This is a genomic window from Treponema sp. OMZ 803 (assembly GCF_024181165.1).
GTDB lineage: Bacteria > Spirochaetota > Spirochaetia > Treponematales > Treponemataceae > Treponema.
On record NZ_CP051195.1, the window covers coordinates 2,729,536 to 2,754,817 of the forward strand.

At 44.5% G+C, this 25,282-nt stretch carries 19 protein-coding genes, 1 tRNA gene and 1 pseudogene; 11 read left to right on the plus strand and 10 right to left on the minus strand.

The features are described from left to right. The first annotated feature begins 51 nt into the window (after positions 1-51). The 5 genes from ABH09_RS12510 to ABH09_RS12530 all read left to right on the plus strand — a co-directional run bounded on the left by ABH09_RS12510 (position 52) and on the right by ABH09_RS12530 (position 5,843). Positions 52-1,500 (plus strand): TolC family protein, encoded by a 1,449-nt coding sequence (locus ABH09_RS12510; RefSeq protein WP_253714659.1) that lies wholly within the window; start codon positions 52-54, stop codon positions 1,498-1,500. 25 nt (positions 1,501-1,525) lie between these two features. After that, positions 1,526-2,524, plus strand: a complete 999-nt coding sequence (locus ABH09_RS12515) for an efflux RND transporter periplasmic adaptor subunit (protein WP_253714660.1) — start codon at positions 1,526-1,528, stop codon at positions 2,522-2,524. Positions 2,525-2,546: 22 nt separating this feature from the next. Then, positions 2,547-3,296, plus strand: a complete 750-nt coding sequence (locus ABH09_RS12520) for an ABC transporter ATP-binding protein (protein ID WP_253715789.1) — start codon at positions 2,547-2,549, stop codon at positions 3,294-3,296. Further along, on the plus strand, positions 3,289-4,512 hold the full coding sequence (locus ABH09_RS12525; RefSeq protein ID WP_253714661.1) for an ABC transporter permease: 1,224 nt from the start codon (positions 3,289-3,291) through the stop codon (positions 4,510-4,512). Before ABH09_RS12520 ends, ABH09_RS12525 begins: the two co-directional genes overlap by 8 nt. Positions 4,513-4,619: 107 nt before the next feature. Further along, a complete protein-coding gene (locus tag ABH09_RS12530) occupies positions 4,620-5,843 on the plus strand; it encodes an ABC transporter permease (RefSeq protein WP_162664634.1) in 1,224 nt (407 codons plus the stop codon). A 238-nt stretch (positions 5,844-6,081) separates the two neighbouring features. On the opposite strand, the gene ABH09_RS12535 is transcribed toward ABH09_RS12530, so the two are convergent. Continuing rightward, a complete protein-coding gene (locus ABH09_RS12535; RefSeq protein WP_253714662.1) occupies positions 6,082-8,214 on the minus strand; it encodes a methyl-accepting chemotaxis protein in 2,133 nt (710 codons plus the stop codon). A gap of 209 nt (positions 8,215-8,423) precedes the next feature. Here ABH09_RS12535 and gltX point away from each other — a divergent pair, with 209 nt between their 5' ends. The 3 genes from gltX (at position 8,424) to ABH09_RS12550 (ending at position 12,493) form a co-directional block, all read left to right on the plus strand. Then, positions 8,424-9,956: a glutamate--tRNA ligase gene (gene gltX, locus ABH09_RS12540; protein ID WP_253714663.1), complete on the plus strand. Its 1,533-nt coding sequence runs from the start codon at positions 8,424-8,426 to the stop codon at positions 9,954-9,956. A gap of 68 nt (positions 9,957-10,024) precedes the next feature. Next, positions 10,025-11,377, plus strand: coding sequence for a glycine--tRNA ligase (locus tag ABH09_RS12545; RefSeq protein ID WP_253714664.1), 1,353 nt, complete (start codon positions 10,025-10,027; stop codon positions 11,375-11,377). A gap of 90 nt (positions 11,378-11,467) precedes the next feature. Then, positions 11,468-12,493 carry a CDP-alcohol phosphatidyltransferase family protein gene (locus tag ABH09_RS12550; protein ID WP_162664638.1) on the plus strand — a complete coding sequence of 342 codons (1,026 nt, stop codon included), beginning with the start codon at positions 11,468-11,470 and terminating at the stop codon, positions 12,491-12,493. Here the strand turns inward: ABH09_RS12550 and ABH09_RS12555 are convergent. The 3 genes from ABH09_RS12555 to ABH09_RS12565 form a co-directional block, all read right to left on the minus strand. Continuing rightward, positions 12,450-13,208: a glycerophosphodiester phosphodiesterase gene (locus ABH09_RS12555; RefSeq protein ID WP_253714665.1), complete on the minus strand. Its 759-nt coding sequence runs from the start codon at positions 13,206-13,208 to the stop codon at positions 12,450-12,452. The genes ABH09_RS12550 and ABH09_RS12555 overlap by 44 nt on opposite strands. A gap of 76 nt (positions 13,209-13,284) precedes the next feature. Further along, positions 13,285-14,793 (minus strand): NAD(P)H-hydrate dehydratase, encoded by a 1,509-nt coding sequence (locus tag ABH09_RS12560; RefSeq protein ID WP_253714666.1) that lies wholly within the window; start codon positions 14,791-14,793, stop codon positions 13,285-13,287. 92 nt (positions 14,794-14,885) lie between these two features. Further along, entirely contained in the window at positions 14,886-16,421 is a 1,536-nt protein-coding gene (locus ABH09_RS12565) for a DUF5312 family protein (protein WP_253714667.1), read from the minus strand. 179 nt (positions 16,422-16,600) lie between these two features. On the opposite strand from ABH09_RS12565, the gene ABH09_RS12570 reads away from it, so the two are divergent. Then, entirely contained in the window at positions 16,601-17,968 is a 1,368-nt protein-coding gene (locus ABH09_RS12570) for an ATP-dependent 6-phosphofructokinase (protein WP_253714668.1), read from the plus strand. 149 nt (positions 17,969-18,117) lie between these two features. Here the strand turns inward: ABH09_RS12570 and ABH09_RS12575 are convergent, their stop codons facing one another. From ABH09_RS12575 to ABH09_RS12585, 3 genes are all read right to left on the minus strand, one after another. Further along, positions 18,118-19,623 (minus strand): IMP dehydrogenase, encoded by a 1,506-nt coding sequence (locus ABH09_RS12575; protein ID WP_162664643.1) that lies wholly within the window; start codon positions 19,621-19,623, stop codon positions 18,118-18,120. A 313-nt stretch (positions 19,624-19,936) separates the two neighbouring features. Next, the gene (locus ABH09_RS12580; RefSeq protein WP_162664644.1) at positions 19,937-20,494 is read right to left on the minus strand and encodes an STAS domain-containing protein; all 558 of its coding nucleotides are present in this window, start codon (positions 20,492-20,494) and stop codon (positions 19,937-19,939) included. A gap of 82 nt (positions 20,495-20,576) precedes the next feature. After that, complete coding sequence (locus ABH09_RS12585) at positions 20,577-21,293, minus strand: SDR family NAD(P)-dependent oxidoreductase (RefSeq protein ID WP_162664645.1); 717 nt, start codon at positions 21,291-21,293, stop codon at positions 20,577-20,579. A 106-nt stretch (positions 21,294-21,399) separates the two neighbouring features. Here ABH09_RS12585 and ABH09_RS12590 point away from each other — a divergent pair, with 106 nt between their 5' ends. Beyond that, a complete protein-coding gene (locus ABH09_RS12590; protein WP_253714669.1) occupies positions 21,400-22,200 on the plus strand; it encodes an RNA methyltransferase in 801 nt (266 codons plus the stop codon). Here ABH09_RS12590 and ABH09_RS12595 read toward each other — a convergent pair. Together ABH09_RS12595 and ABH09_RS12600 are read right to left on the minus strand one after the other, a co-directional pair. Further along, complete coding sequence (locus ABH09_RS12595) at positions 22,127-23,260, minus strand: sigma 54-interacting transcriptional regulator (RefSeq protein ID WP_212565719.1); 1,134 nt, start codon at positions 23,258-23,260, stop codon at positions 22,127-22,129. The genes ABH09_RS12590 and ABH09_RS12595 overlap by 74 nt on opposite strands. Positions 23,261-23,282: 22 nt before the next feature. Further along, positions 23,283-23,371, minus strand: a tRNA-Sec gene (locus tag ABH09_RS12600). A gap of 412 nt (positions 23,372-23,783) precedes the next feature. Here ABH09_RS12600 and ABH09_RS12605 point away from each other — a divergent pair. Next, positions 23,784-24,233, plus strand: a pseudogene (locus ABH09_RS12605) (Fic family protein); the annotation flags it as partial. A 62-nt stretch (positions 24,234-24,295) separates the two neighbouring features. Here ABH09_RS12605 and ABH09_RS12610 read toward each other — a convergent pair. Beyond that, positions 24,296-25,279: a M28 family peptidase gene (locus ABH09_RS12610; RefSeq protein ID WP_253714670.1), complete on the minus strand. Its 984-nt coding sequence runs from the start codon at positions 25,277-25,279 to the stop codon at positions 24,296-24,298. Between the last annotated feature and the right edge of the window lie 3 nt (positions 25,280-25,282).

The window sequence follows — 25,282 nt, forward strand, 5'->3', positions numbered from 1 at the left end:
GTCTCGTTTTTTTACGTGCTCAAAATAGTCTGCAAGGAGTAATTCACCTCTATGAAAAAGATTGCTTGTATAACGGTATGTTTATCCGCGGCCTTTGTTCTTTTTGCTCAAACGGAAACAGAGGTAGCTCAAGATTCAGTGTATCAAAAGCTCTTACAGTACCGTGTTGAACATGACAGCAATTACCGGCAACTGCAAATGCAGGCGGATATTGCAGCCAACAAAGCAGAAAAAGCAAAAACCGAATCGTTAGTAACAATGGAAGTCGGCAGTGGAAATACGCAGTTTGTTCTTAATACCGATGCAGACAACCGAGGGGTTACAACTGCGCCGTATGCAAATATCGCATTACCTTCGTACAATAACACGGGCATAAAACTCAGTGTGCCGTATAGTAAAGTAGGGCAGCGGCAAGAAACCGGCGCCGAGGTTTCTGTGTCTACCGATATCTATTCCAAAAATGCAGAAGCGAAAAAATATACGCTTAACCTTGCGCAATCCGCGGCAGATCAAGCGCGGCGGGCAAAAGAAGAAGGTTTGGCGCTTGCCGAAAAGCAGTTCCTTCAAGATATTCAGCGGCTTTTGGACGATTATACAACACTCCTTGATAAAGAACTGAGCGAAGTAAAAGCTGAGATTCAATATAATCAAACAAAGGCGCAAGGGTATGCAGACAGTTCTACAAAAATGCGTACGGCCAATTTAGAGCTGCTGGGTGCAAAACGGGAACATCAGAATGCGGATTTTAACTTTTCGGCGTCATACCATGCTTTTGCAGACAGCTGCGGTCTTACAACCGATGAGGCACCTCAAACGTTTTTAACATCGCTATGGAATTCTATCCCCGTACAAAAGGCCGCAGATATTGAACAGTATCCTCAAGCTGCTTATAAAAAACTTGTTGAAGCGGAGCAACAGCATACTCAAAATGCAGCGAAACGGGATATTGAGCTGTCTCCGTTTTCCATCGGGGCAGATGCCGGTTATAAATTGCGTAATACGAAAATCGGCAATGCCTCCGCAAAAAATGAGCATTCCGTCTTAGGCGGATTGAGTATGCAATTCCCCGGAGGGAAGGCGTACACCGGCGTCGAGGTTCCGCTTTCCGATCCTAAAAACACGGCAATTAAACTGTCATTCAGCTGGAATCCTTTTTCGATTCAGTATCGGAAACTCGATAAAAAAAATGCCGAGCTTGAAGATGCGATTGAACGGCTTAAAATTGAAGATGCAAAGGAACAGTATCAAAAACAGCTCCATACCAATAAAACAGCGAAGGAGCAGATGATATGGCAGCAAACGGCGACAGCGGATGAATTAAGCATCTATAAGCAAAACGCCGATGACCATGCCCAATGGTACCGCAACGGTGTTATCAGCAAGGTGGAAAGCCTGCAAGCAGAACTTGAGTATAAAAAAGCGGAAGTCCGCTATGCAAAGGCTAAAATAGCCGTTATGATTTTCAATATCGATACGGCGCTGCTGTTTGAAAAGCGGTAACTAAACTACTAATTTGGAGGACACGATGAGTATCAATAAACAGCCGCTGGCAGCACGGCAGCGGAAATCGAAGAAAACGAGAATTATTGTTATTGTATGCATAGCGGCGTTGGTAGGCGGCTGGTATATTTTTATGAAGCCTAAAAGCACAAAAACAGGTGATTTGCCGCCTTTGACGGTAAAAAAGGAAATCGAACACAATCAAATTGAGGTGTCCGGTTATATCGAAGCGGCACAAACGCAGGTTTTGGAGGCACCCGGCGAGGGGTTTATCGAACAGGTGCTGGTAAAAGAAGGCGACAGAGTAAAAAAAGGCGCATTGCTTTTTGCGCTTGATACCGACAAACAGAGTTATGCTGTTGCAGAACATGCTTTTGCGATAAAGCGAGAGCAAATTAACGGAGCCTCGCAAAAGCTGAGCTTGATGGAGCAAGAACAGCGGCTTTTGGAAAAACAGCTCGCCGACCGTAAGGTGTATGCCAAATTTGACGGCATCGTTGCTGCCTTAAAAATTACGCAGGGGCAATACGCCAAGGCAAAAGATACCTTCGGCACACTGATTGACCGCAGTTTTCTTAAAGCCACGGTCGAAATTGCCGAAAGCGATGCGTCTCGCCTTGCAGTCGGACAAAAAGTTGATATGACATTTCCCGCCGAACCGGATATTAAAGTGCAGGCGGAGGTTATTTCTTATCCGGCAATCGCACGCCTAACCAGCCTTGGGCGGACGGTTGTCGATACGCTGATCCGGCTGGATAATCCGCCGGAGAAAATTCTTCCCGGTTATTCTTTTAATGGAATCATCGTAACGGGTGCCGACTCCGAAGCGCTTATAGTAGAGCAAGACGCCATCCGTTATGTGGAAGGGAAGCCGTTTGTCGATAAAGTTGTTGGCAATACCACGCAGGAAATTGCGGTAACCGTCGAACCGTATATTAAAGGCTTTGTGAAGATTCTCTCCGGCGTGCAAGAAAACGATGTGCTGAAAAATCAAGCAAAACTGAACAACGATAGAGATTTCTAGGAGACGTGTAGTGAAAACAGGGATGATTGTCTCCCTTGATTCGGTGGTAAAAACCTTTTTTATGGGAGAAAACGAAGTACATGCCTTGCGCAGCGTCTCGTTCGATATACCGGAAGGGAGCTTTGTTTCGCTTATGGGGCCGTCCGGTTCAGGTAAAACGACGTGTATGAATATGATCGGCTGCCTTGACCGCCCGACGGCAGGCGCCATCTATGTTGATGGAGAAAACACTGCTGAAATGACGGAAAAAGATTTGGCATTTTTGCGGAATAGAACGATCGGGTTTGTCTTTCAGCAGTATTTTCTTCTGCCCACGCTTACCATTCTTGAAAACGTGATGCTGCCACTCCGGTATCAGGGGCTGCCTGCTTCTGAACGGAAGAGACTTGCTGCCGAAGAGCTGGACAAAGTGGGTTTAAGCAACCGCCTCAAGCACCGTCCGAGCGAGCTGTCGGGCGGACAAAAACAACGTGTCGCTATTGCCCGCGCCCTTGTAACCCGTCCTAAACTGATTCTTGCCGACGAGCCGACCGGAGCGCTCGATTCCGAAACGGGACAGTCCGTACTCGATCTTTTTTTTGACATAAACCGGCAAGGTACGGCGGTCATTATTGTTACCCATGATCCTGACATCGGTGCAATGGCGCCGCGCTCCATTCACCTTAAAGACGGAAAAATCATCTCCGACACGGCGGGCATACCGGATATGGAAGCACGTGCGGCGAATACGGGAACGTATACATCGGACACTACGGACGGCGCCCATGTTTGAAGACATCCTTTCAGCATTGCAGAACTTCCGGCACAATAAGATGCGCACGCTCCTTTCGCTTTTAGGGATTATGATTGGTGTATGCTCGGTTGTTATTACGATGAATTTAAGCCGTTCGCTGGAGGCAAGCGTTGCTTTGGTGTTTAAGGATTTCAGCAGTTCGATAGTAGCCGTGTGGCCTTCGTCGTGGCGGAATTCTGCGATTACTTTTAACGACCGCTATGCTGATATGCTGAAAAAAAAGATACCGCAGATAAAACGCGTTTTTTGGTTTGATTCGTTTAATGCCGCGGTCATGCGCGGCCGCCTGAACGCCGGCACGAAGGAATGTTTCGGTGTAGAATACGGGTACATGGAAGCACAGAAATGGCATCTTGAATACGGCACAGGGTTTACCGCTTCGGATTTTATGAGCGGTGCGCAGAAGGTTATTATTGGGGAAGATATTGCCAAAGGCCTATTTCCGGAAGGAAGCGCCGTAGGTAAAACGCTGACACTGTCGGTAGACAATGGGAATGATGCGCCGCTCCTTTTTACGTGTACGGTTATCGGCGTGCTTAAAACAAAACAGACGACGGTAGGGCAGATGCAGCGGTTTGTATTGATACCGCATTCATTTATAAGGCTGCAGTTCGGCCGAAAGGAAGCTGACTCGGTTGATGTTGAATTGTACGACACCGTAATGGATATCGAAGCTGTTGAAGAGGCGATTAAAGCAGCCTCCGACGAATATGCAAACAGTAAAAATACGGTACGGATATGGTCGGCGCAGTCGATGCAAAAACAGGTTCAGAGCAGTCTTGCGATGATTGCCGCCGTGCTGTCCGGTATTGCAGGGCTTTCGCTGTTGATAGGCGGTGTCGGCATTATGAATATCATGCTCGTAACGGTTGCGGAGCGGCGGCAGGAAATCGGCATCCGTAAAGCAATCGGCGCTACGACGGGAGCAATCCTTTCGCAGTTCTTGACGGAATCGGCAGCCATCAGCATTGTCGGCGGAGGCATCGGTCTTGCAGCAGGTTTTTTAATCAGCCTTGTTGCCGTTACGCCGATTTTATCTCAGTTTTCAGACGGAAGTGACGTTGTATTATCGTTCAATATGCGGGGAGCATTGCTGGCGTTTTTAATTTCCGCAGGAGCAGGTATTTTCTTCGGGCTGTACCCTGCATGGCAGGCCGGCAAACTCGACCCCGTCAAGGCGCTGGAAGAAACGTAAACACGGTACTTCCATGTACCGTGTTTACGTCCTGTTTTGCGCTTATGCAAAACAGGTTACTGCTGTATATCACCGACATCCATGTCGGTACTGATTAAGGAATAAGTATGCTGGAAGATTTTATCAATGCGTTCGGCAATTTCCGCAGTAAAAAATTGCGGACGGTACTATCTCTTTTAGGTATTGCAATCGGCGTTACCGTTGTGACGGTTATCAGCAATATCGGAAGCTCTATGAAGGTAAGCATGGCGAAGTTATTCAATCTTGATACGATGAATATGATTCAAATTGAGCCTCGCTGGGATTTTGATAAACAAAAGTATCATATCAAGCTGACTGAAAAATACCGTAACGCATTAGAGAAAAATGTACCGCTCGTAAAAGACGTATTTTATTCAGGCCTTTTCAACGCAACGGTTTCACATAATTCGTTTTATCTGAAAAATCAACGGATAGTCGGTATTGAATACGGTGCGCTTGAAGCAAACGGGTACGAATGGTCTTATGGGAAAAGCTTTAGTCTTGATGATTTTGCAAATCGCCGGCATAAAATTATTCTGGTTGAAGATGAAGCAAAGGTGCTATTCCCCGAAGGAAACGCTATCGGGAAAAGAGTTACGCTTACCGTTCCGTATAATCAGGGGCGCCAGTTTATTCCATTTTCGTTTGAGGTATGCGGTGTTGTAAAGCCGCGCAATCGGTTTTCCAGTATCGGTTCTTTTATGGTGCCACGTTCATTTGTTACAGAGGATATGGGTATCGGTAAAAATGATTCCGATCTCGCTTCGGTGCAGATTTACGATCCGGCATATATTGACAAAGCAACGGCGCAGATAAAGGCGTTTTCCGATTCGTTTGCAAAAGCTGAAAACACCTTATGGACGTTTTCGGAAAAAGATATACTGAATCAAATCAATTCGCAAATCGCTCTTATCAGCGTGGTGCTTACCGTGATTGCGGTTATGTCGCTTCTGGTCGGCGGCATTAACATTATGAATATTATGCTGGTTACCGTAACGGAACGAAAAAAGGAAATCGGAATCCGCAAGGCGCTCGGCGCAAGTGAAGCAGTAATACGCAATCAGTTTTTAGTTGAGTCCGCGACGTTGAGTTTGACGGGCGGGATATTCGGTATGTTGCTTGGCGGAGGGCTTAGCATGCTTTTGGTACAAACGGTTTTTCAGTCTGACAACTTCAAGATGGTCTTTAGCCCGAATATTAGCGGTTCGGTTATTGCATTTGCCGTGTCGATAACCATCGGTATTTTCTTCGGTCTCCGCCCTGCAGTTAAAGCCGCGCGGCTCGATCCGGTTAAAGCCTTGGCGGATTGATTGATGATTCGGGTGGATTTGTGACAAGCGCAAATCTCGTGCCTGTATGAAACCACCGCCATCCATGGCGGTACTGATACGTGTTATCGTGAAAATCATAACTGCCTGGCTTTTATCTTAGAACCATCCTTGGAAATAAAGCGGGTTCTTAGGGCAGAGCCCTAAGTCGCCGTTTTTCTTTAGATGGGGTCATAGGGGAAGACTTTTCTTTTTATCGAAAAAAAAGAAAAGTCTTCCCCTAATTGATTTTGAATTTTCCCACCTCTTGCGCAAGATGATCAATACTGGTTTTATTTTGCTCTGTAATAGAAACAACCTCTTCTACAGCATCGGTTATTTGCTCTGCGCCGGAGGCTATTTCGGTCATACTGTCGGTTGTTTCCCGTGTAATTTCCGCCAATTTTTGCATCTCTTCGGCAATTTGCTTACCGCCTTCAAGCATTTCTATGGAAGCGGTGCTTACATCTTTCGTCACCTTATTGATAGTCTCGATAGCCGATAAAACTTGCGTACCGTTTTCTTCCTGTTCCCGCATAAGGTCTACAATCGAATCTTCTTTCTCCGAAATGTTACTGATAAGTCCATAAACATCGGTAAAAGTTTTCTCCGCTTGTATACCCGCCTCTGAAACTTGCGCGATAATTTCGGTTGATTCTTTTATAACCGCGCCGATCTGTTTTCCCTGCATATTGGATTCTTCGGCTAGTTTTCTAATTTCGTCGGCAACGACGGCAAATCCTTTGCCCGATTCTCCGGCATGGGCAGCTTCAATTGCGGCGTTCATCGCTAAAAGATTTGTTTGGCTGGCGATATTTTGAATGACCTGACTCGCTTCCAGCAGCGCTTCCGATCGTTCCGCAATTTTCTTGACAAACTCATTTGCTGCCCGTGCCCCGTCTGTTCCCGCTTTCATTTGACCGTATACGGTTTTAATCAATTCATCATTTTGTGAAAGTATTTTATTAATACGAAGCATATTTTCCGCAGTGCGTGTTATTAACGCCGAAGACTGCGTAATACTTTCCGACTGCCTTGTAATCCCTTCAACAAGCAGGTTTAATTTTCCTTGAATCTGCTCACCGGCTGCAGCTGTTTCCGTTACACCGGCTGCTTGCATTAACGCTTTTTCCTTTACCGTTGTGGCATTGCTACTTATTTGTTTTACCGCGGCAGCCGTTTCTTCCATATTGCTTGATAAGTCGGAACCGATCGCCGTCATTTTATCGGCTTCTTCTTTTAAAACGGTCAACATAGTGTGGGTATGTTCTATCGCCATATTCAAATTTGTCATAAGCCGCCCGATTTCGTTATTACGTTTTACCGCTACGCGATCGGTAAGATCTCCCGCCGCAATTTTTTCAAACATAGATTCAAGTCTCGCAAAATACCGCTTTAGTGCACGGGCAGCGATAATCGCCAATGTGAAATATACAACAAACATCAACAGCCCGATGAGAATCATAATTCTGACTAGCGCATAAAACAACGAAAGGATTTCCCTTTGTTCCACAATGACAATAAGCTTCCATCTTAATTCGGGAAACGGAAAGATATAAGCTTTTCTCTGTTTTCCGTCCAATGTAATAAAAACGGAACCTTCCTTTTTTTGAGTGATTTTCGCGAAAGCGGCATCGACATCACTTAGGTTCTTAGAAATGAATGCACTATGGGCTGCATCCGCTAAAATCATCCCGTCATCTTGCACGAGCATACAGTATCCCGTATTCCCTATTTTGACACTGCTGATAAATGATGTTAAATCAGACAAATTAATATCAACACCGACACATCCTAATAATGTACCGTTACCGTCTTTTATAGCCTTTGCGACCGCTACGACAGGAGTACCATCTGTAGCAATATATACCGGTGTGATAACTATAGCTCCATTTGCTTCGGCGGCTTGTTTATACCATGATCTTTGGCGAGGATCATACCCTAGCTCGTCTTCCCCAGACCATGAAGTTGCAATCCCTCCCCATCGAGTCCCCATATAGACATCTTGGAATTCGGAGAAGCTTTCCTCTATAGCTTTAAACAACGTTACAAGCTCCTGTTCCGTTTTTCCAGTATGCGTATATATTCTTCCCGATTTTTGTGCTTCTATCGTATAATTATAAATAGTATCATCGGCTCCTCGTACAGCAGGATGCGAAGCAAGCATGGTAACAACATTCTCACCCTTTTGCATGAGGAGGTTGATCGATTTCTCAACGTTGAAAAATTGCTGAGCGGTAAACTCGTTAAACAATGCAGTATTTCTTTTGTAAAGTTCATAACCGACAACTGCACTAATAAAACCGATAATCGAAATGATCGTTATAGTGATCGCACGTAAAAGTCTAAAACGAATTGAAAGTGCTTTTTTCATTATGGTGTCTCCAATTGCTAATTGGTAATGGTAACTAATACATTTATTAATATGATCTCTGAATAATTCTTTATATTATATACTATAGTTAACAAATCCGTCAACTTGCTCAGGCAACGTTGCTGGCAGAACCATACACTTGCTCAAAAAGATAAAACTTTCTATAATAGTGAACTATCATTTTCTTAAAAAGTGATTAGGAGAAAAATATGGAAACTCGAAGCCGTTATGCCCCGTCTCCGACAGGATTTCAGCACATTGGCGGAGTACGTACCGCGTTATTTAATTATCTTTTTTCCCGCGCGACCGGCGGAAAATTCATCTTGCGTATAGAAGATACCGACCAAACCCGCTATGCCGCCGAATATGAAACAAATCTTTACGATACCCTTGACTGGCTTGGAATTGACTGGGATGAAGGCGGCCCCCGCGGCGGTCCGTATGCCCCCTATATTCAGTCTCAACGTTCCGAATTATACCGCGAGTATGCGGATAAACTCGTCAAAAGCGGTCATGCCTATTATTGTTTTTGCGATGAAGAACGGCTCGAACGCATCAGAAAAATTCAAACCATGAATAAAATGCCTCCGGGATATGACCGGCACTGCCGCAATTTAACGCAGGAAGAAATCGATGCGAATATCGCAGCGGGAAAGCCCTATGTTATCCGCCTCAAGGTGCCGCTTGAAGGAACAACGGTATTCCACGATGTCCTTCTCGGTACAATCGAGTGGAAAAACGAAGACATCAACCCCGATCCCATCTTGCTGAAAAGCGACGGCTTCCCCACCTATCATTTGGCGAACGTTGTCGATGATCACTTAATGAAGATTACGCATGTTATGCGTGCGCAGGAATGGGTACCCTCAACGCCGATGCATGTTATTATGTATAAAGCGTTCGGATGGGAACATCCCGATTTTTGCCATTTGCCGATGGTTATGGGGAATGACGGGCATAAGCTTTCTAAACGGCATGGTGCGACCAGCTGTAACGAATTCCGCAACAACGGCTATTTAAAAGAAGCAATTATCAACTATGTTGCGATGCTCGGTTGCTCTTATGAGGAAGGGCGAGATATGTTCTCTCTTAAAGAACTGGGAGAACGCTTTAATCCCGAACACATCAACAAGGCTCCGGCGATTTTCGACTATAAAAAGTTGGAATGGTTTAACGGGCAGTATATGCGGCTTAAAACCGATGAAGAACTCTTTGAGTTGACATGGCCGTTTATTGCAAACTCCGGAATCTTCGGTGAGCAGGATCAAAAAGCTCGTGAAGCAGCCGGATTACGTTTTGCCGACCAGACGCTGCTTAAACCTACCGATGAACAAAAGGCAATGCTGATGAAGGTGATGCCGTTGATTAAAGAACGCCTCCACTTTTTAACGGAAGCCCCGCAAATGGTGCGCTTCCTCTTCGAAGAGCCGGCAGTTCCGCCTGCAGAAGAGATTATCCCCAAAAAGTTGGATGCAGAAAAGACGCGGGCTGTGCTGGAGAAAGCAAAAACCGTATTACCCTCAATTGCAAACCTTGATGAACACGCTGCAAGCGAGGTGTTCCGCGCGGAAGCGGAAGCGACGGGCGTTAAATTGGGCGACTTTATGATGCCGATGCGTATGGCAATTACCGGCAGCCGCGTAAGTCCGCCGCTAGTCGGTTCGATACAAATCTTAGGTATAGATCGTTCTATTGCCCGCATCGAAAAAACTTTGAAAGAACGGTTTAACTTCGGCTGCTGATATGGCGCAGCCTCGTTAACCGCGAGTTCCGGCAGATGCCTTTAATAACCAAACGAGGAGTTTACAGTATGGAAGATCACGCAATTTCAATGGAAAAAATCGTCAGCCTATGCAAAAGGCGCGGCTTTGTGTTTCAGTCTTCTGAAATTTACGGAGGACAGAACGGGGCATGGGATTACGGTCCGCTCGGTGTTGAATTAAAAAACAATATCGCCCACGCATGGTGGAAGGAAATGACCCAGCTGCACAACTCAATTGTCGGTATCGACGCAGCTATTTTGATGCACCCGCGCGTGTGGGAAGCATCGGGACATGTGGAAAACTTTACCGATCCGCTGGTTGACTGTAAGAAGTGTAAAGCACGTTTCCGTGCCGACCAGATTGATCAGAACAAGTTAGCAAAAAAAGAATGTCCCGACTGCGGCGGCGAGCTTACCGATGTACGAAAGTTCAACCTGATGTTTAAAACCCATATCGGGCCGACGGACGATAACAGCAACCTCATCTACTTACGCCCCGAAACCGCACAGGGTATCTACGTGAACTATAAAAACGTTGCGCAAGCCAACCGTATGAAAATCCCTTTCGGTATTGCGCAGATCGGTAAGGCATTCAGAAACGAAATTGTAACGAAAAACTTTATATTCCGCACCTGCGAGTTTGAACAGATGGAAATGCAGTTTTTTGTAAAACCCGGTACCGACGACGAATGGTTTAACTACTGGCGTGAACAGCGGTGGGCGTTCTACAAAAAACACGGTGTCCGCATGGATAAGTTGCGCTGGCATCAGCATGGCCCGGATGAGCTTGCTCACTATGCAAAAGACGCCTACGATATTGAATATGAATTCCCGATGGGCTTTAAAGAGCTTGAAGGCGTACACAACCGCACCAATTTTGACCTGACCCGCCATACCGAATATTCCGGTAAGGATATGCAGTATATTGATCAGGATAACGGCAACGAACGGTATATTCCGTACATCATCGAAACCTCAGCCGGTTTAACCCGCAACCTCTTAATGTTCCTCTGCGATGCGTACGAAGAGCAAAAAGTTGCCGACAAAGGCAATGATGACGATTGGCGAACCGTGTTGCATTTCCATCCGGTTATTGCGCCGATTACCGTAGCAGTGTTACCTTTGATGAAAAAAGACGGCCTTGCGGAGCTTGCACAGGATATTCAAGCGGAATTACGTGAAGACTTCCGTACCGACTATGACCAATCAGGAGCAATCGGTAAGCGATATCGCCGTCAGGATGAGGCGGGCACTCCATTCTGCGTTACCGTCGATTATGACAGCAAAGAAGACGGAACCGTTACCTTACGCTTCCGCGATTCTATGGAACAGGTGCGTATTCCCCGTACCGAACTTGCAAACCGAATTAGAACAGAAATAAAAAATTATACAAGAGCGTAGGCAATATTTTCCCGTATAATGCAGACGTACAGCATAACCAGCAGCACGAGTGTTATACGGGAAGCAACACTCTCTTACGCGGAGTTTTCTATGGCTAAAAAATATTCATATAGTGCAGAAGATCAATCTATTCTGTCGCCGATATTATATAAGTTTTTCGTTAATCCATTGGTAGCAATTTTACCTTATCGTGTACCGGCAAATTTTATTACATTTTCATCCTTTCTTTGTATTATTACTGCTTTTTGTGTTGCAGTACATGGGTACTATGTCGGAAGGTACGAGCACTGGTGGCTTATTCCAGTACTTGCACTGATTTATCTGACCGGCGATTGTGCCGATGGAAAGCAAGCCCGAAAAACAGGCACCGGTTCACCGCTTGGTGAATATTTTGACCATTTTTTAGACTGTTTTGTGACCGGTCTTTTAATGGGTATTCTGATGATATCTTTCAAGGTAACAAAACCGGCTCTCATTACAATAGGTTTCTTTAATCTATATGCCGGGCAAATCGGAAGTTTCTGGGAACGCTATAAGCGGCGGGTAATGTGCTTTGGAAAACTCGGATCCAATGAAGGAATCATTGCAATCGGTTTGACATCGTGGCTTATGTCAATACCGTCGATCCACGCGGCAGCAGACACAGTTCTCCTTTTCAATATAACAGGTGGAGAAGCTCTGATTATTACTATTATGACGGGAACAGCAATCTCCGCAATTCATTCAATTGTCCGATCTCGCGCAATTTCTGCCCGCCTCATTGCACATTTAATACTATCGTTCGCCGTTACCTACACAGCTGCCTATCTCTTTGGGAATAAGAATATAGTATATATCACGGGTGTGGTAAGTTTCTATAATGTATTTTTCCTTTCTTCGCTTTTAGCAGCAACCAACCTTGATAGCCGAGAATGCTTGCCGGATGTTATCATCCCTCTTTCATTCATATTATTCTTTTTGATCCCGAATTATACTTCACTTATTCAGCATATACAAATTGTATATTTGGTAGTGCGGGTTGCGATAAAATTTATCTCGTTTGTCAGAATAAACCGGCAGTATTGGTATTGGATTAATCCGCCGCCGCCGGATGAAGATCTTTCAGCAACGCGGTAATCCGATCGGGGTAGTCAGTAATAAGACTGTCTACCTCCATTTCAATCAGCTGCCGGTAATCGCACTGAATGCTGCCGAACCATGGATTGATGCGGATACCAGCCCGGTGCAAAGCCCCAACCAGTTCAGGCGTTACACAATAAGCTGATGGGTGATAACATTCGATACCGAGGTTCTGCACATACTGCTCAGGATGAATTTGCCAACTGTCTACCAATAATCCGCACGTTACCGCCGAATCGATCTTCTTCATCCGCAGTACGCTTTCGTGATTAAAAGACGACACAATACAGCGATTAATCAGTTTGTACTCCTTCATCAGCCGATACACAACTTCTTCAATTCCTTCATAGACAAAGACACCTGTCTTTAATTCGATATTCGAAATGATGTGTGGCTGTTCCGCAATATATTCAAAATATTCTCGCAATGAAGGGATCGGAGCAAAATCTATCGTTCCGGGATGCGGCTTCGCGGCATTCAACGCTCTTAACTCACGATATGTTTTCTGCCCGACCAAACCCGTACCATCAGTCGTGCGGTCAACTGTTTCATCGTGAATAATAACCGCTTCTCCATCTTTTGAAAGATGCACATCAAACTCTATCCCGTCGCACCCGGCTTCTATCGCTTTCCGAAAGGCAAGCATGGTGTTTTCAGGGTACCGGCTGCGGAATCCCCTGTGTGCAATATTAAGCATTGTTTTTTCCATCATGACGGGATTATAGCACAGAGGGGGCAATGATGTACACTTTTTAAGGTGAGCATGACTATAGGTTGTTCTATTTTTCCTATTTCAGCCTACCGGTAGCTTGTGCAAGTGCACTCGCCGTTAAACCGTAGTCGGAAGTATACAATAGTTTTGCAGCCTCGGCATGAGCAAGACTCGCAGTATACGCAGCCTCCAGCGGCGGATAGCCTTGTGCTGTCAATGCGGTAATCAACCCGCTCAACACATCACCCGCCCCCGCTTTGGCAAGCGCATTGGTTCCGAGCGGATTCACAAATACTTGGTGTCCGCAACCGATCAGCGGATATGCCCCTTTCAGTATTGTTACTGCATGGGGGAAAGCACCGCAAAACAGCCTCAGATATTCAAACCGACGCTCCTGTATTTCAGCAATACTTACTTGCGCAAGTCCGGTATTTGCAAGCAAGCTTTGAAACTCCTTTGGATGCGGCGTCAGAATAGGTGTTTTTAAAAGCGGCAGCAGTTCAGGCAGTTTGGTGTTATGCAGTATATCGGCGTCGAGAATGAGCGGACGTTCCCGAACTTGTTCCTGCGAAAGAAACTCCAGCGCTTGAGCCTGTGCATCGGGAGTTCTGCCTAACCCCGAACCGACCATTGCTGCAGAAAAATTTTCGGGCAGCTCTGACGTATACATAAAATCGAAGGGAGCAGCAGACACAGGCGCACCGAATACGGTAACCAATCCAATCCCGAAATGAAGCGCAGCGGAGGCAGCCAGCATACAAGCGCCGGGTTTTTCGCCGCAGAAGAAAAGGCCGTGTCCGTAGCTCATCTTGTGGGTATTTTGCACGCTGCGGTGAGGCAGCTTCATATCCTCTACCGATAAGAGAAAGGTGCCGGTCTCACCTTCGTAGCAGCGTCGCGGCAGGCCGAGATTACAAACATAAATAGCCCCGGTATAATCCTTCGCAGCGTCGGCATAGAGTGCTGTTTTTAGCGCGCCCATCGTACAGGTTTCGTCGGCGCGGAACGCAACAGGCGATGGGATGCCGAACTCATTTAAACCGCTCGGAATATCACAGGCAATTTTATAGCCCTGTACCGCATTCATCCGCTCAATCAAAGCGCTCATTTCGCTATCGAGGCTGCCGCGGATTCCCGTACCGAACACCGCATCAACAAGTACATCGCAATGCTCCTGTAACATGTCCGTTATCGGTATGCCAAGCAGACTAAGCCGATCTTGCTGTAATTTGCACAAGGGGGATTTCGGCTCTTTTACTAAGACAACGCGAACAAGACAAAAATCGGCGAGAATCCGTGCAAGAGCATACCCGTCACCGCCGTTATCACCCGAACCGCAGACAATCTGTACAAGCGGTAATTCTGCCTGTGGCAGTTTTATGTGCGAAGACGGTAAATCCAAAGCATTGTTCTGCCTCGAACGTCCCTGTATATTTTGTGGGTACAATAAACGTGATGAAAGAAGATTTCGAATACGTTCAACCATGCCGCAGGCAGCATGCTCCATCAGTACACCGTTTTTTAGATTAAAGGCATCTTCCGCCCGCTTATCCAGCTCTCGTACCGAGTCAAATATCTTTTCCATCAAAAAAGCCTCTCAAAAAGACGTTAGGTTATTCATCACATGAGAACTGCGGAATTAAAGCGGCAGATGAGGATTGTATTTCTGAGTCGTTTCTAATCTTCTTTCTTTAAGACCACTTGTTCCAACATGATAAAGTTATAAATTTTTGTATAGACAGCGGTCATCCATTCCCGTATCGGCTTGTCGGAATGCTGTTCAATTTCCTTCCAATTTTGCAGTAAATCTCGATGGGGTTTATCATAGTCGGCAATACAATTCTTTATAGCATTTCCAAGCGTCATAATATTTTTAATAGCAACTTTAAGCAGTTTAAGAGCAGCTTCGTTAACGGTATCCAAGTGTTTTTGCACTTGACGACCGGCTTCTTTTTCCCGCTCCATTCGCGACAACAGCGTGCGGAATTTAACCCCCATTTCGGAAACCTCTGACAGTTTTTCGTCAAACTCCAAAAGCTTAGTCGAAATATGCATCAAATTGTGGTAGCTTTCGGAATATTCGGCAGAAAGCACCTGCTGTGTCCATTGCCCACGTACTAAAATTAAATCGGATAGAGCCCGGATATCACTTTTAAAGTACTCGACTAAAAACGATTTAAGGTAGTTCATTGCATCAGCATAGATATAACCTTCAAGTCCCCGTTTTTCAAATGCTGCATTGGAACGCGGATTATAGTTTTTAGTACCTGACGAAATCACATTTCCGAATACACGCTGCACGAGCATTGCTACCTGAGAATTCTTTTGCTCCATAACAATGTCTCTTAACGTATTATCAATCGACCGTTCTATTTGCTTAAGATAATCATCGGTTACCTTTTCGGTGAAGGGACTGATTTCGACCGTGTAGGCAGTATCTTTTGTAATATGCTGAATAATTTTTTCTAAGATATGGGAACGACGGACATCGTTTAAAAGGCTCAGATGCTTTTTCCACAGAGGAGCATTAACCGGCTGTACATTCTTGTATGCGGTAATAATTGCGAAAAGCTTCTCCCAATTTGCATCAAGCGAAAGTCCGTTTAGCACAACGATAAAATCTTTTAATTCATCTTTAAGGTACTCGCCATTAACAGTAGCAAAGTTTGGCGTATAAGAAAATTTGTCTTCCGGCAAAGCGGGATCGAATTTTTTTAAAAAGAAATAATAATCAAACAGCACAAAGTGGATAAATTCATTGAGCTGCCGATACTGTGTATCAATCTCGTCTATCTTCTTGCCGTCAAACTCACGCATAAAGGCATCAAATTCTTTCTGTACCTGAATACTCAATTCTTTTTGATTGGTCGTTTTTGCACGTTCCTTGATGACTTCAGGCGTCAGTTTTTCCCGTATTTGATGCTGTCGTTTTGACAAATTTTGCTCTACGGTGATACTCTTGAGAACCTTTGACGAGGCGGCACTTGCAAGGAGAGCCCGTGCAGGACCGACAATTTTATACAGCTCAAAAAAGAAACGCGCCATCTGCGGTTGGAGTTCTTCCGAAGAAGGTTTATACCACTTACTGAATTTATTTTTTGAAATTTCCTTTGCCAACGCTTTTAAATGTCGTTTTTTTATCGCCTCTGCATCATCCCGTGGAAAAAAAAGCTGTAATATACGTGTAAGAAAAGATTCTTTTTTCTGTGCCATAGATATACCTATAATGAATAAAATCCGCAAATCTGTCAATCAAAAAAAATTTTTTATCCCTTTCAAACCCTGCAAATTTATGATAGTGTAGGAGAGGTTATCATCGATAATTACAGAAAGATAAAACTACGGCTCCCTTGCCTTGGAGTTTGATACTGTCGATATAACGGAGGTACAGCATGCGCTATAATGAAGAATTTAATTTTACCATTGATACACTCGGTCCCTGTAAAATACCTTCTCCTATTCACCTTTCAAACGTAATCGGCGACAGTATTGCAAATTACGTTACCAATGACGATTTTATTCGCTTCCGGTTGGAATCTAAGGTCGGAGAGCAGTACGGGCCATTCAAACGCGAACAGCTTATCGAGAAAGCAGGTCCGCGGGAAAAAATATTCTTTAATCCGAGTCATGTCCATGCAGGCATTATCACATGTGGAGGATTATGCCCCGGCCTTAATGATGTGATCCGATCGGTCGTACGCTGTTTGTGGGGACGTTACGGCGTTAAGCGAATCAGCGGCATTCGCTTCGGATTTAAAGGCCTTTTACCGGACTACCATTTCGATGTTATGCCCTTAAACCCGACGGTTGTCGATGCATGTCATAAAACAGGAGGAACAATCCTCGGCACTTCACGAGGCGGAGGTACCCGCGTTGTCGAAATCGTAGACGGAATCGAGCGGCTCAATTTGAATATCCTTTTTGTCATCGGAGGCGATGGAACACAAAAAGGCGCTTTAGAAATTGCAAAGGAAATTGAACGACGCGACCTGTGTATCTCCGTTGTCGGCATCCCGAAAACCGTTGATAACGACCTGTCGTTTATTCAAAAGTCCTTCGGCTTCGACACGGCAGTTGTAAAAGCCTCTGAAGCAGTTGCTGCCGCCCGTATGGAAGCACAGTCCCAAATCAACGGTATCGGATTAGTCAAGCTGATGGGACGAGAATCGGGATTTATTGCGACGCACACGGCTATTGCAAGCCATGAGGTCGACTTTGTACTTATCCCCGAAATTCCTTTCGATATGCGAGGTGAAAACGGTTTTTTAAAGCATTTGGAAGACCGCTTAGCCCAAAGTCATTACACAGTTATTGTTGTTGCAGAAGGAGCCGGTCAAGACTTAATGCAAAGCAAAAATGAAACCGACGATTCAGGCAATAAGCGTCTTTCCGATATTGGCGTATTCTTAAAAGAGCAAATCGATGCTTATTTTAAGTCAAAATCCATTCATATCAACTTGAAGTATATCGATCCGAGCTATCAAATCCGGTCAGCGCCGGCAGCGCCGGTTGACTCTATTTACTGTGAACGGCTTGGGAATAATGCGGTACATGCCGCTATGGCGGGAAAGACAAAGTTGATTGTCGGTCTTATGTATAATAAGTTTGTTCATTTGCCGATCAATGTCGTCGTCCGTTCTCGCAACTATGTCGAACCGGACGGCTCGCTCTGGCGCGACACCCTCGATGCGACAGGTCAGCCGCCTCTAATGAAAAACAAGACTCACGATGACCACAATAAACATACATCTGCTCATTAGTCGAACAAGCATAAACGCGGTAGCGTAGTTAAATTTAAGGGAACCATCCAGAGACTGTTTTGCAATCCTCCTCAGCGGATATAATGCATCTTTACCCTTACAGAAAAGATCGATAGGATTTCAGTCTTTGGACTATCCATCGCTTTTATTTAGTGTATAGAGGAACGAACATCCTTCAATACAACATCGTGAGAACCGCCTTCGATAATACTGGAAGGAGAGACCAATGTTATTTTGGCATTCTGTTGCAGCTCAGGAATGGTGAGGACACCACAATTACACATCGTAGAACGTACCTTATAGAGTGTTGTTTTAACACCGTCATGCAATGAGCCCGCATAGGGAACATAGGAATCCACGCCCTCTTCAAATGCGAGTTTACTGTCTCCGCCGGAATCGTAACGCTGCCAGTTTCGTGCCCGCGATGAGCCTTCGCCCCAATATTCTTTCATATAACTGCCGTTTACCAGTATTTTATTTGTCGGACTTTCATCAAAACGAGCAAAGTAGCGCCCTAACATACAGAAATCGCTGCCCATTGCAAGCGCCATTGTAATATGATGATCATACACAATACCGCCGTCAGAACAGATAGGAATATAGACACCTGTTTTCTTAAAATAGTTATCGCGAGCTTTGGCAACCTCGATAAGTGCCGTCGCCTGCCCTCGGCCTATGCCCTTGGTTTCGCGGGTAATGCAGATGGAGCCTCCACCAATCCCCACTTTGACAAAATCGGCACCGGCCTCCGCCAAAAAAATAAATCCATCTTCGTCAACGACATTGCCGGCTCCGATGGGAATTTTATCTCCGTATTGTTTTTTTACAAAGTTAATAGTACGCTTTTGCCATTCCGAAAAGCCGTCGGAAGAGTCTATACATAAAACGTCAGCGCCTGCAGCCACCAACGCAGGAACACGCTGCTCATAATCACGAGTATTAAGCCCCGCCCCAACCAAATAACGCTTTTTTTCGTCGAGTAGCTCATTCGGGTGCTCTTTTTTACTTTCATAGTCCTTACGGAACACAAAAGCCACAAGTTTTCCTTCTGAATCAAGGACGGGAAGGGAATTGAGCTTATACTCCCAAATAATATCATTTGCTTCTTTTAAGGTAACACCTTCACCGGCATAATGGATCTTTTCAATCGGCGTCATAAATTTCGCAACGATTAAATCCCGTGCCATCCTACTTGGGCGATAATCACGGCCGGTAATAACACCAAGCAACTTCCCATGTGCAGTACCGTCATCAGTAACAGCAACTGTCGTATGCCCCGTTTTCTCCTTTAAACGCAACACGTCTTCCAAAGTATTTTCAGGCTTTAAGTTTGAATCGCTTTCTACAAAGCCCGCTTTATAGTCCTTAACAGCAGCAACCATTGCAGCCTGTTTTTCTATACTCTGTGAACAGAAAATAAAGGATAACCCACCCTCTTTTGCAAGAGAAATTGCCATACCATCATTGGAAACCGACTGCATAATTGCCGAAACTAACGGAATATTGAGCGTATACAACGGTTTTTTCCCTGTAGAAAATCGGGTAAGCGGCGTGTGCAGATTGATATTCTGTGGATTATGCTCAATACCGGTATAGCGAGGAATTAACAGATATTCATTAAACGTATGCGACGGTTCTTCATAATAGTATGCCATAATTTCTCCTTACGGTTACATCATATTTTAGGAATCTTTTTTTATCAAGTATTAATTCGGCACCGATTATTCACAACTTACTCACCAACATAACAGATTATCCACAAGTTATTAGCAATATCATTCTATTATTTTCTCTTTTTTTTAACCGATATAAACAGATACCCTTTTACATTAAAAGGGCATAAACCTTTTACACATAAAACTTTATACAGCAAAAACAATATAAATGATATAATAAAGGGCAAGAAATGCAGATATATAGTTTACAAGATATCCACAACTTCTACACAAGTAATAATATTATCGAATATCAACCAAGCGAAACCTGTGCGTTATTATCAATCGCCAAAATAGTCTTACATTCGGAGCAGCGGAAGCGACCTGGACGAGGCGCCTTTAATTTCTTTGCACAGATAGGACACGAAAAAATTTTGGGGAAGAGATTAACCTGAGAAGTAATATTTGCTCCTTTATTTTTAAAGAATTCAATAGCTGTTTCTAAGGAATCATGGATAGTAAAGAAAGTTGCAAAACCGAGCAGTTGAAACACTTCATATACTTTCGGCTGAAGACTTAACAATACAATATCACCGCCCTTCCCTTTTACAGCCTTTAGGAAAGCAGTAAAAGAGCCTATCCCCGTAGAAGAAACATAATCCAAATGGGCACAGTTAAAAATAATCTGAATATATCCTGCATCAATAAGGGTTGTAACTCTTTTTTGAAAGAAGGTTGAATTATACGTATCGACATATCCTGACAGAATGATCACGATACATTTTTCAAGCCCTTCTACCTTTTGTAGTTGTATTTTAAGGCTTTTGTCTTTTTCGTTATCGAAACTCTGAATTATTTCTGCGTCATTCATATGCCAATCCTTTGTCAAATCTATCCTTGTTATGAAGTAAAAATTATATCTATATTCATATCCCTATTCAAGGGACTCAGCCCTAAAACGACGACCACCCTTTATCAACCGGTAGTATAACCCCATTATAAGCGCACTCTTTTAATAAAAAGAGCGCAGCATCCGTAATTGTAGTCGGATTAATCAATTCACCATCAGGATTTTTTTTCGCCCATATCGCCCGAGTATTCTCCGACAATAAACCGCTATCGGTAAAACCCGGGCAAACGGCATTTGCTGTAATACCATATTGAGCATATTCCATACTCACGGATTTTACAAGTGATATAAGGCCTGTTTTTGCCGCCCCATATACGGCATTTGTTCTAAAACCTCGTAAAACTTGAGTTTCCGTACCGCCAAACAGCAAAATACGCCCCCAAAGCCGTTCTTTCATACCAGCTAAAGCCGATGAAACCAGTATACCAGGCAGTGTAAGGTTTGCATATACTGTTGCACTCCATTCCTGAGCAGAAGTCATATCAAGCGGTTTTTGCAAAAACGGACCGTAAGCGACGCACAGAATATCGGCAGCATTGGCATATTTGCACAGCTCCCCCACATAGGAGGCTTTTTGCAAATCACAGATAAAACAGGCTACATTTCCTTGGCAGCAAAGACTTGCAACACGTTTTGAATTGCTCTGTCCCTGCATCACAACAGAAACAGATTCTTGTAAAAGCGATTGCGCTAAGCAGTATCCAATTCCACTTGTCCCGCCGACGACCAATGCGCTTTTACCTTGCAGCACATTATCCATAGCGTATTCCTTCCATACGGTTTATTAGGCAGTCCCCACGCTTACTTTTTTCATTATACTCCGAAGTACTTGACATAGCAAGCGTTCTCTACACAAAATAATTACCATGAGTACTCCAACCTCACAAGAACGGCTTCCGATTGCAGTTATTCTCTGCCGCCCTGAAATAAGCCGTAACATCGGCGCTGTTTGCAGATCAATGGCCAACAATAATTGTTCCGATTTACGTATTATAGGAAACAAAAAAGATTATGATGAAGAAGAGATCCTCCGGTTAGCCATCCATGCCGGAACAATATGGCAGCAAGCCCGTTTTTTTGAATCTTCAATTATGGGATTAAAAGCATCAGTTGCCGATTGCTGCATTGTCGCCGGAACAACACGGCGCATAGGAGAAAAGCGCAAATCATGGGGCATGACACCGGAGGATTTCGCTTCGTTTTCTTTCAATACGGCAGAAGGACTTACCGGCCTTGTATTCGGCAATGAACGAACCGGGCTTACCGATGAGGAATTAAATGTTTGCTCGGTTGCCATCAATATCCCTTCAGCCCCCGATTTTCCATCGCTTAACCTTTCGCATGCCGTGCAAATCGTCTGCTATACGCTATTCCGCGCCTATAGTCCCCGAAAATACGGCTATGAGCGTATCCCTTATACGCGGGTTACCTCAACCTCAGAACATATCAACGACTGTTTATGTAAAATGGGTCTTTTTAAACATGCAGGGAAAGAAGATAATATTCGTTTTTTTCAGGAGATAATTGCAAGAGCGGGATTATCCGCCCGGGAAGCGCGGTATTTGGAAGAACTTTTTCAAAAGCTATGCTATGTTAAATGTCGAAATGCTGAGGGAACAGTACAGGAGATGCCTTTGCTGCAAACACCGCCCGTTCCAAACAATTAAAAAGTTCACGGACATTCCCCGGCCAATTATACTTACACAGCAGAGACAGAGCCTCCCGTGATAAGTGTTTTCTCGTTTGTTTTAAATAATTATATGCCAGCACTCCGATATCTTCTTTATGCTGACGCAGCGGGGGAACGATAAGATGGGCAACATCAAGACGATAAAAAAGATCTAATCGGAAGAGTCCCTGATCTACCATTTCTTGCAGATCACAATTTGTCGCACAAATCAATCTAAAATCAGAAGAGTACTTTTGAGTGCCTCCCAGTTTATAATATTCGTGTGTTTCAAGAACCCGTAAGAGTTTTGCTTGCAAATTCAGTGTAAGATTTTCTATTTCATCAAAAAATAATGTCCCTTGATCTGCCTCTGAAAAGAGACCTTCCTTATCGATTGCTCCGGTATAAGCTCCTTTACACGAACCAAACAATAAACTCTCTGCGAGATCTTCCGCAATGCAAGTAGTATTTATCGGTAAATATCTACCGGGACGATTTTTAGAATAGTAATGAATGAGCGAAGCAACGACTTCTTTACCTGAACCGCTTTCTCCGTACAGCAATACATGAGAATTTTGCTGTGCTGTCTGTAAAATAAAGTTCCGTATCATTTGAATTTCGATACTCTGCCCCTGCAATTTCGTATAGAGCGGAGCCGTTACCGGATCTATATCGTACATATCGATTATTCGGATAATTTTTCCTTCAAGCGTATTTTGAATAGTATTGTGTAATATATTGAATTCATAAGGAATAGAAAAACATCCTAATATCATATTTGTTGCAAAAGCGGCCTTTTCTACAAAATTACAATGCTGATGTGATAATAAAAAGATAGGTAAAATGGGATATTGCCCGTAAATTTCTTTGAGTATATTCGGCGGATACTCGCCCCCTGCTTCAAAATCAAATAACAGAAAATCGTAGGCTTTTTCTTCTAAGCAAGGTAGGACAGCCCGATTGTCCAATATATAGTCTATAGACCAAACTTTTTTAGACACACAAGCGAGTTTTTCGGCATCTGTCGAAAATGCTGCAACAAACAAAACACTTAGCACAGCCACACCTACAACAGAAAACCGGAAGAGGCAGGAATCGAACCTGCCGTTGCGAATTATGCAACCAACGGTTTTGAAGACCGCGAAGACCACCAGATCCCATCAGCTTCCATTAATAAGAGAAATTATGATTTAGTATAAAGTGAAAGTTTCTTTTAAGCAACCCTACTGCTTTTAATTTTAACGCTATCAAGAGGAAAATTTTCCGGTTTTTTATCTTTTTAGGATTATTATGCTTTACTTATTTGATCTCTAGTGTTCCGTCTTAAACATGACAAATATTTCACTCCCCGCAAAGGGATATTAGAATCGCCGCATGAATAAACTTGAGTGATGAACGGCCAAATATAATCAAATTTAAGCATACAAAGATTGTTTATATATTGCCGATACTATGTTAAAATAGTACCAATGAGCAAGATAACATACCTATCCGTTAAAGAAACTGCAAAACGCTGGCACATGAGTGAACGGAGTGTAAGGAATTACTGTTTGAGGTGCGCATACGAAGCTTTCGGAAAGTTTCATAAAACAGCTTCATTATATCCTAAAATCCGAAACAACCGACAGTCAAAAAACATGGTTTAAGGTTGGGGACTACAAAACGCTGGAAAATGAAGTGGGTGGAGATGCAACGACAAAACCTGCGGATGTTGCAGCAGCGATGAAATCATTATTAATGGAATACAATGCAAAATCGGAAATCACTCTTGATGATGTGTTGGATTTTCATGTCCGATTTGAAGCGATTCATCCGTTCCAAGATGGTAATGGCCGTATCGGAAGATTGATACTGTTCAAGGAATGTCTTAAACATACCATTGTCCCGTTTATCATTACTGAAGAACTAAAGCTTTACTACTACAGAGGAATTAAAAATTGGAAAAATGAACGCGGGTTTTTAAGAGATACGTGTCTTACCGCACAGGATGTAATGAAGCAATGGTTGGATTATTTCGGTATTATGTATTGAAAAACCGCTCCGGAAATGATCACCTAAGATTCATTACCAAAAACCGGCGTATTAGAGTTCTTTTATCCGGCCGGTTCTTTCACACCCGCCAGATACCGAAGCATTTTATCTACTAGGATAAAAGCTTGCGGCGTCAGTGTTTCGAGGCTGTCCTGTGGGGTGTGCATCCGCTGCCATGTCTGCGGAATGACGGCGGCAAACGGCGAATCAGGCGGAACGTGTGCATTGGTGATGATGCACCGTTGGAGCGCTTGAGCGGCGCTTTCGTTGGCGGATATTTCCGCAGCGGCCGACCTATGACATCCGGCGGAATGCACGTTACCCGATAGGGGCGTTCCAGCCGAGTGCGGCATATACCGCATTAACAGCTCCGCTTCCGCCCTCGGCAATACAGTGATGACCTGCGCGGTTAATCCGGCGGAAATGAGTCCCGCGTTGTCGCTGTAGGCGGTCGGCAGCGAAAGCCAGCGCCCCCTGCACGCGGCGTCGGCATAGATGCGGCAGCGCCGATGCAGAGCGGAAAGCACCGCCGTTTTCCGTGTATCCCTGCCGTATATCCCCGACTCTGAAAGGATGAGCGTATCCCCGCTGCCGCACATATCAAACACAAAGATGTCATCCTGCTGCATTGAAAGCGCACGTAGGCCTTGCCCCAAACGGTACGCCCCTTGGTTTTTAATGCCATCCGTACCCGCTTCCTCACCGTCGGTAAAGATGATGCGGATGTTATGCGCATCCCGTTTCTGCAACAGCGTTTGAGCAAACAGCAGCAGCTGTATGCAGGCGGCGGAATTATCGTTTGCGCCCTGTGTACCGGCGGCGCGGTCATAGTGCGCTATCAGCGTTTTCATCTTAAAGCGGGGATTGTACGCGGATTGCCGGTAGGTAATAACAATGTGAGTTTTATCTTGAAGGGTAACGGTACGGTAGGGAATTCCTTGCGCCGCCAACCGTTCCGTTATAAAGGCGCGCCGGTCTGCCGCCGGTTCTAAAAAAGCGTTGAAAAGAGGCGAAGCGATAATCGCTTGAGCTTGTTCAAGAGTCACGGC

Excerpts from the sequence above, each read along its gene's own strand:
- ABH09_RS12545 (WP_253714664.1), top strand. The coding sequence starts at position 10,025 with ATGGAAGATCACGCAATTTCAATGGAAAAAATCGTCAGCCTATGCAAA.
- ABH09_RS12565 (WP_253714667.1), bottom strand. The coding sequence starts at position 16,421 with ATGGCACAGAAAAAAGAATCTTTTCTTACACGTATATTACAGCTTTTT.
- ABH09_RS12530 (WP_162664634.1), top strand. The coding sequence starts at position 4,620 with ATGCTGGAAGATTTTATCAATGCGTTCGGCAATTTCCGCAGTAAAAAA.
- ABH09_RS12570 (WP_253714668.1), top strand. The coding sequence starts at position 16,601 with ATGCGCTATAATGAAGAATTTAATTTTACCATTGATACACTCGGTCCC.
- gltX (WP_253714663.1), top strand. The coding sequence starts at position 8,424 with ATGGAAACTCGAAGCCGTTATGCCCCGTCTCCGACAGGATTTCAGCAC.
- ABH09_RS12555 (WP_253714665.1), bottom strand. The coding sequence starts at position 13,208 with ATGATGGAAAAAACAATGCTTAATATTGCACACAGGGGATTCCGCAGC.
- ABH09_RS12525 (WP_253714661.1), top strand. The coding sequence starts at position 3,289 with ATGTTTGAAGACATCCTTTCAGCATTGCAGAACTTCCGGCACAATAAG.
- ABH09_RS12535 (WP_253714662.1), bottom strand. The coding sequence starts at position 8,214 with ATGAAAAAAGCACTTTCAATTCGTTTTAGACTTTTACGTGCGATCACT.
- ABH09_RS12550 (WP_162664638.1), top strand. The coding sequence starts at position 11,468 with ATGGCTAAAAAATATTCATATAGTGCAGAAGATCAATCTATTCTGTCG.
- ABH09_RS12510 (WP_253714659.1), top strand. The coding sequence starts at position 52 with ATGAAAAAGATTGCTTGTATAACGGTATGTTTATCCGCGGCCTTTGTT.
- ABH09_RS12560 (WP_253714666.1), bottom strand. The coding sequence starts at position 14,793 with ATGGAAAAGATATTTGACTCGGTACGAGAGCTGGATAAGCGGGCGGAA.
- ABH09_RS12515 (WP_253714660.1), top strand. The coding sequence starts at position 1,526 with ATGAGTATCAATAAACAGCCGCTGGCAGCACGGCAGCGGAAATCGAAG.
- ABH09_RS12585 (WP_162664645.1), bottom strand. The coding sequence starts at position 21,293 with ATGGATAATGTGCTGCAAGGTAAAAGCGCATTGGTCGTCGGCGGGACA.
- ABH09_RS12575 (WP_162664643.1), bottom strand. The coding sequence starts at position 19,623 with ATGGCATACTATTATGAAGAACCGTCGCATACGTTTAATGAATATCTG.
- ABH09_RS12580 (WP_162664644.1), bottom strand. The coding sequence starts at position 20,494 with ATGAATGACGCAGAAATAATTCAGAGTTTCGATAACGAAAAAGACAAA.
- ABH09_RS12590 (WP_253714669.1), top strand. The coding sequence starts at position 21,400 with ATGAGTACTCCAACCTCACAAGAACGGCTTCCGATTGCAGTTATTCTC.
- ABH09_RS12520 (WP_253715789.1), top strand. The coding sequence starts at position 2,547 with ATGATTGTCTCCCTTGATTCGGTGGTAAAAACCTTTTTTATGGGAGAA.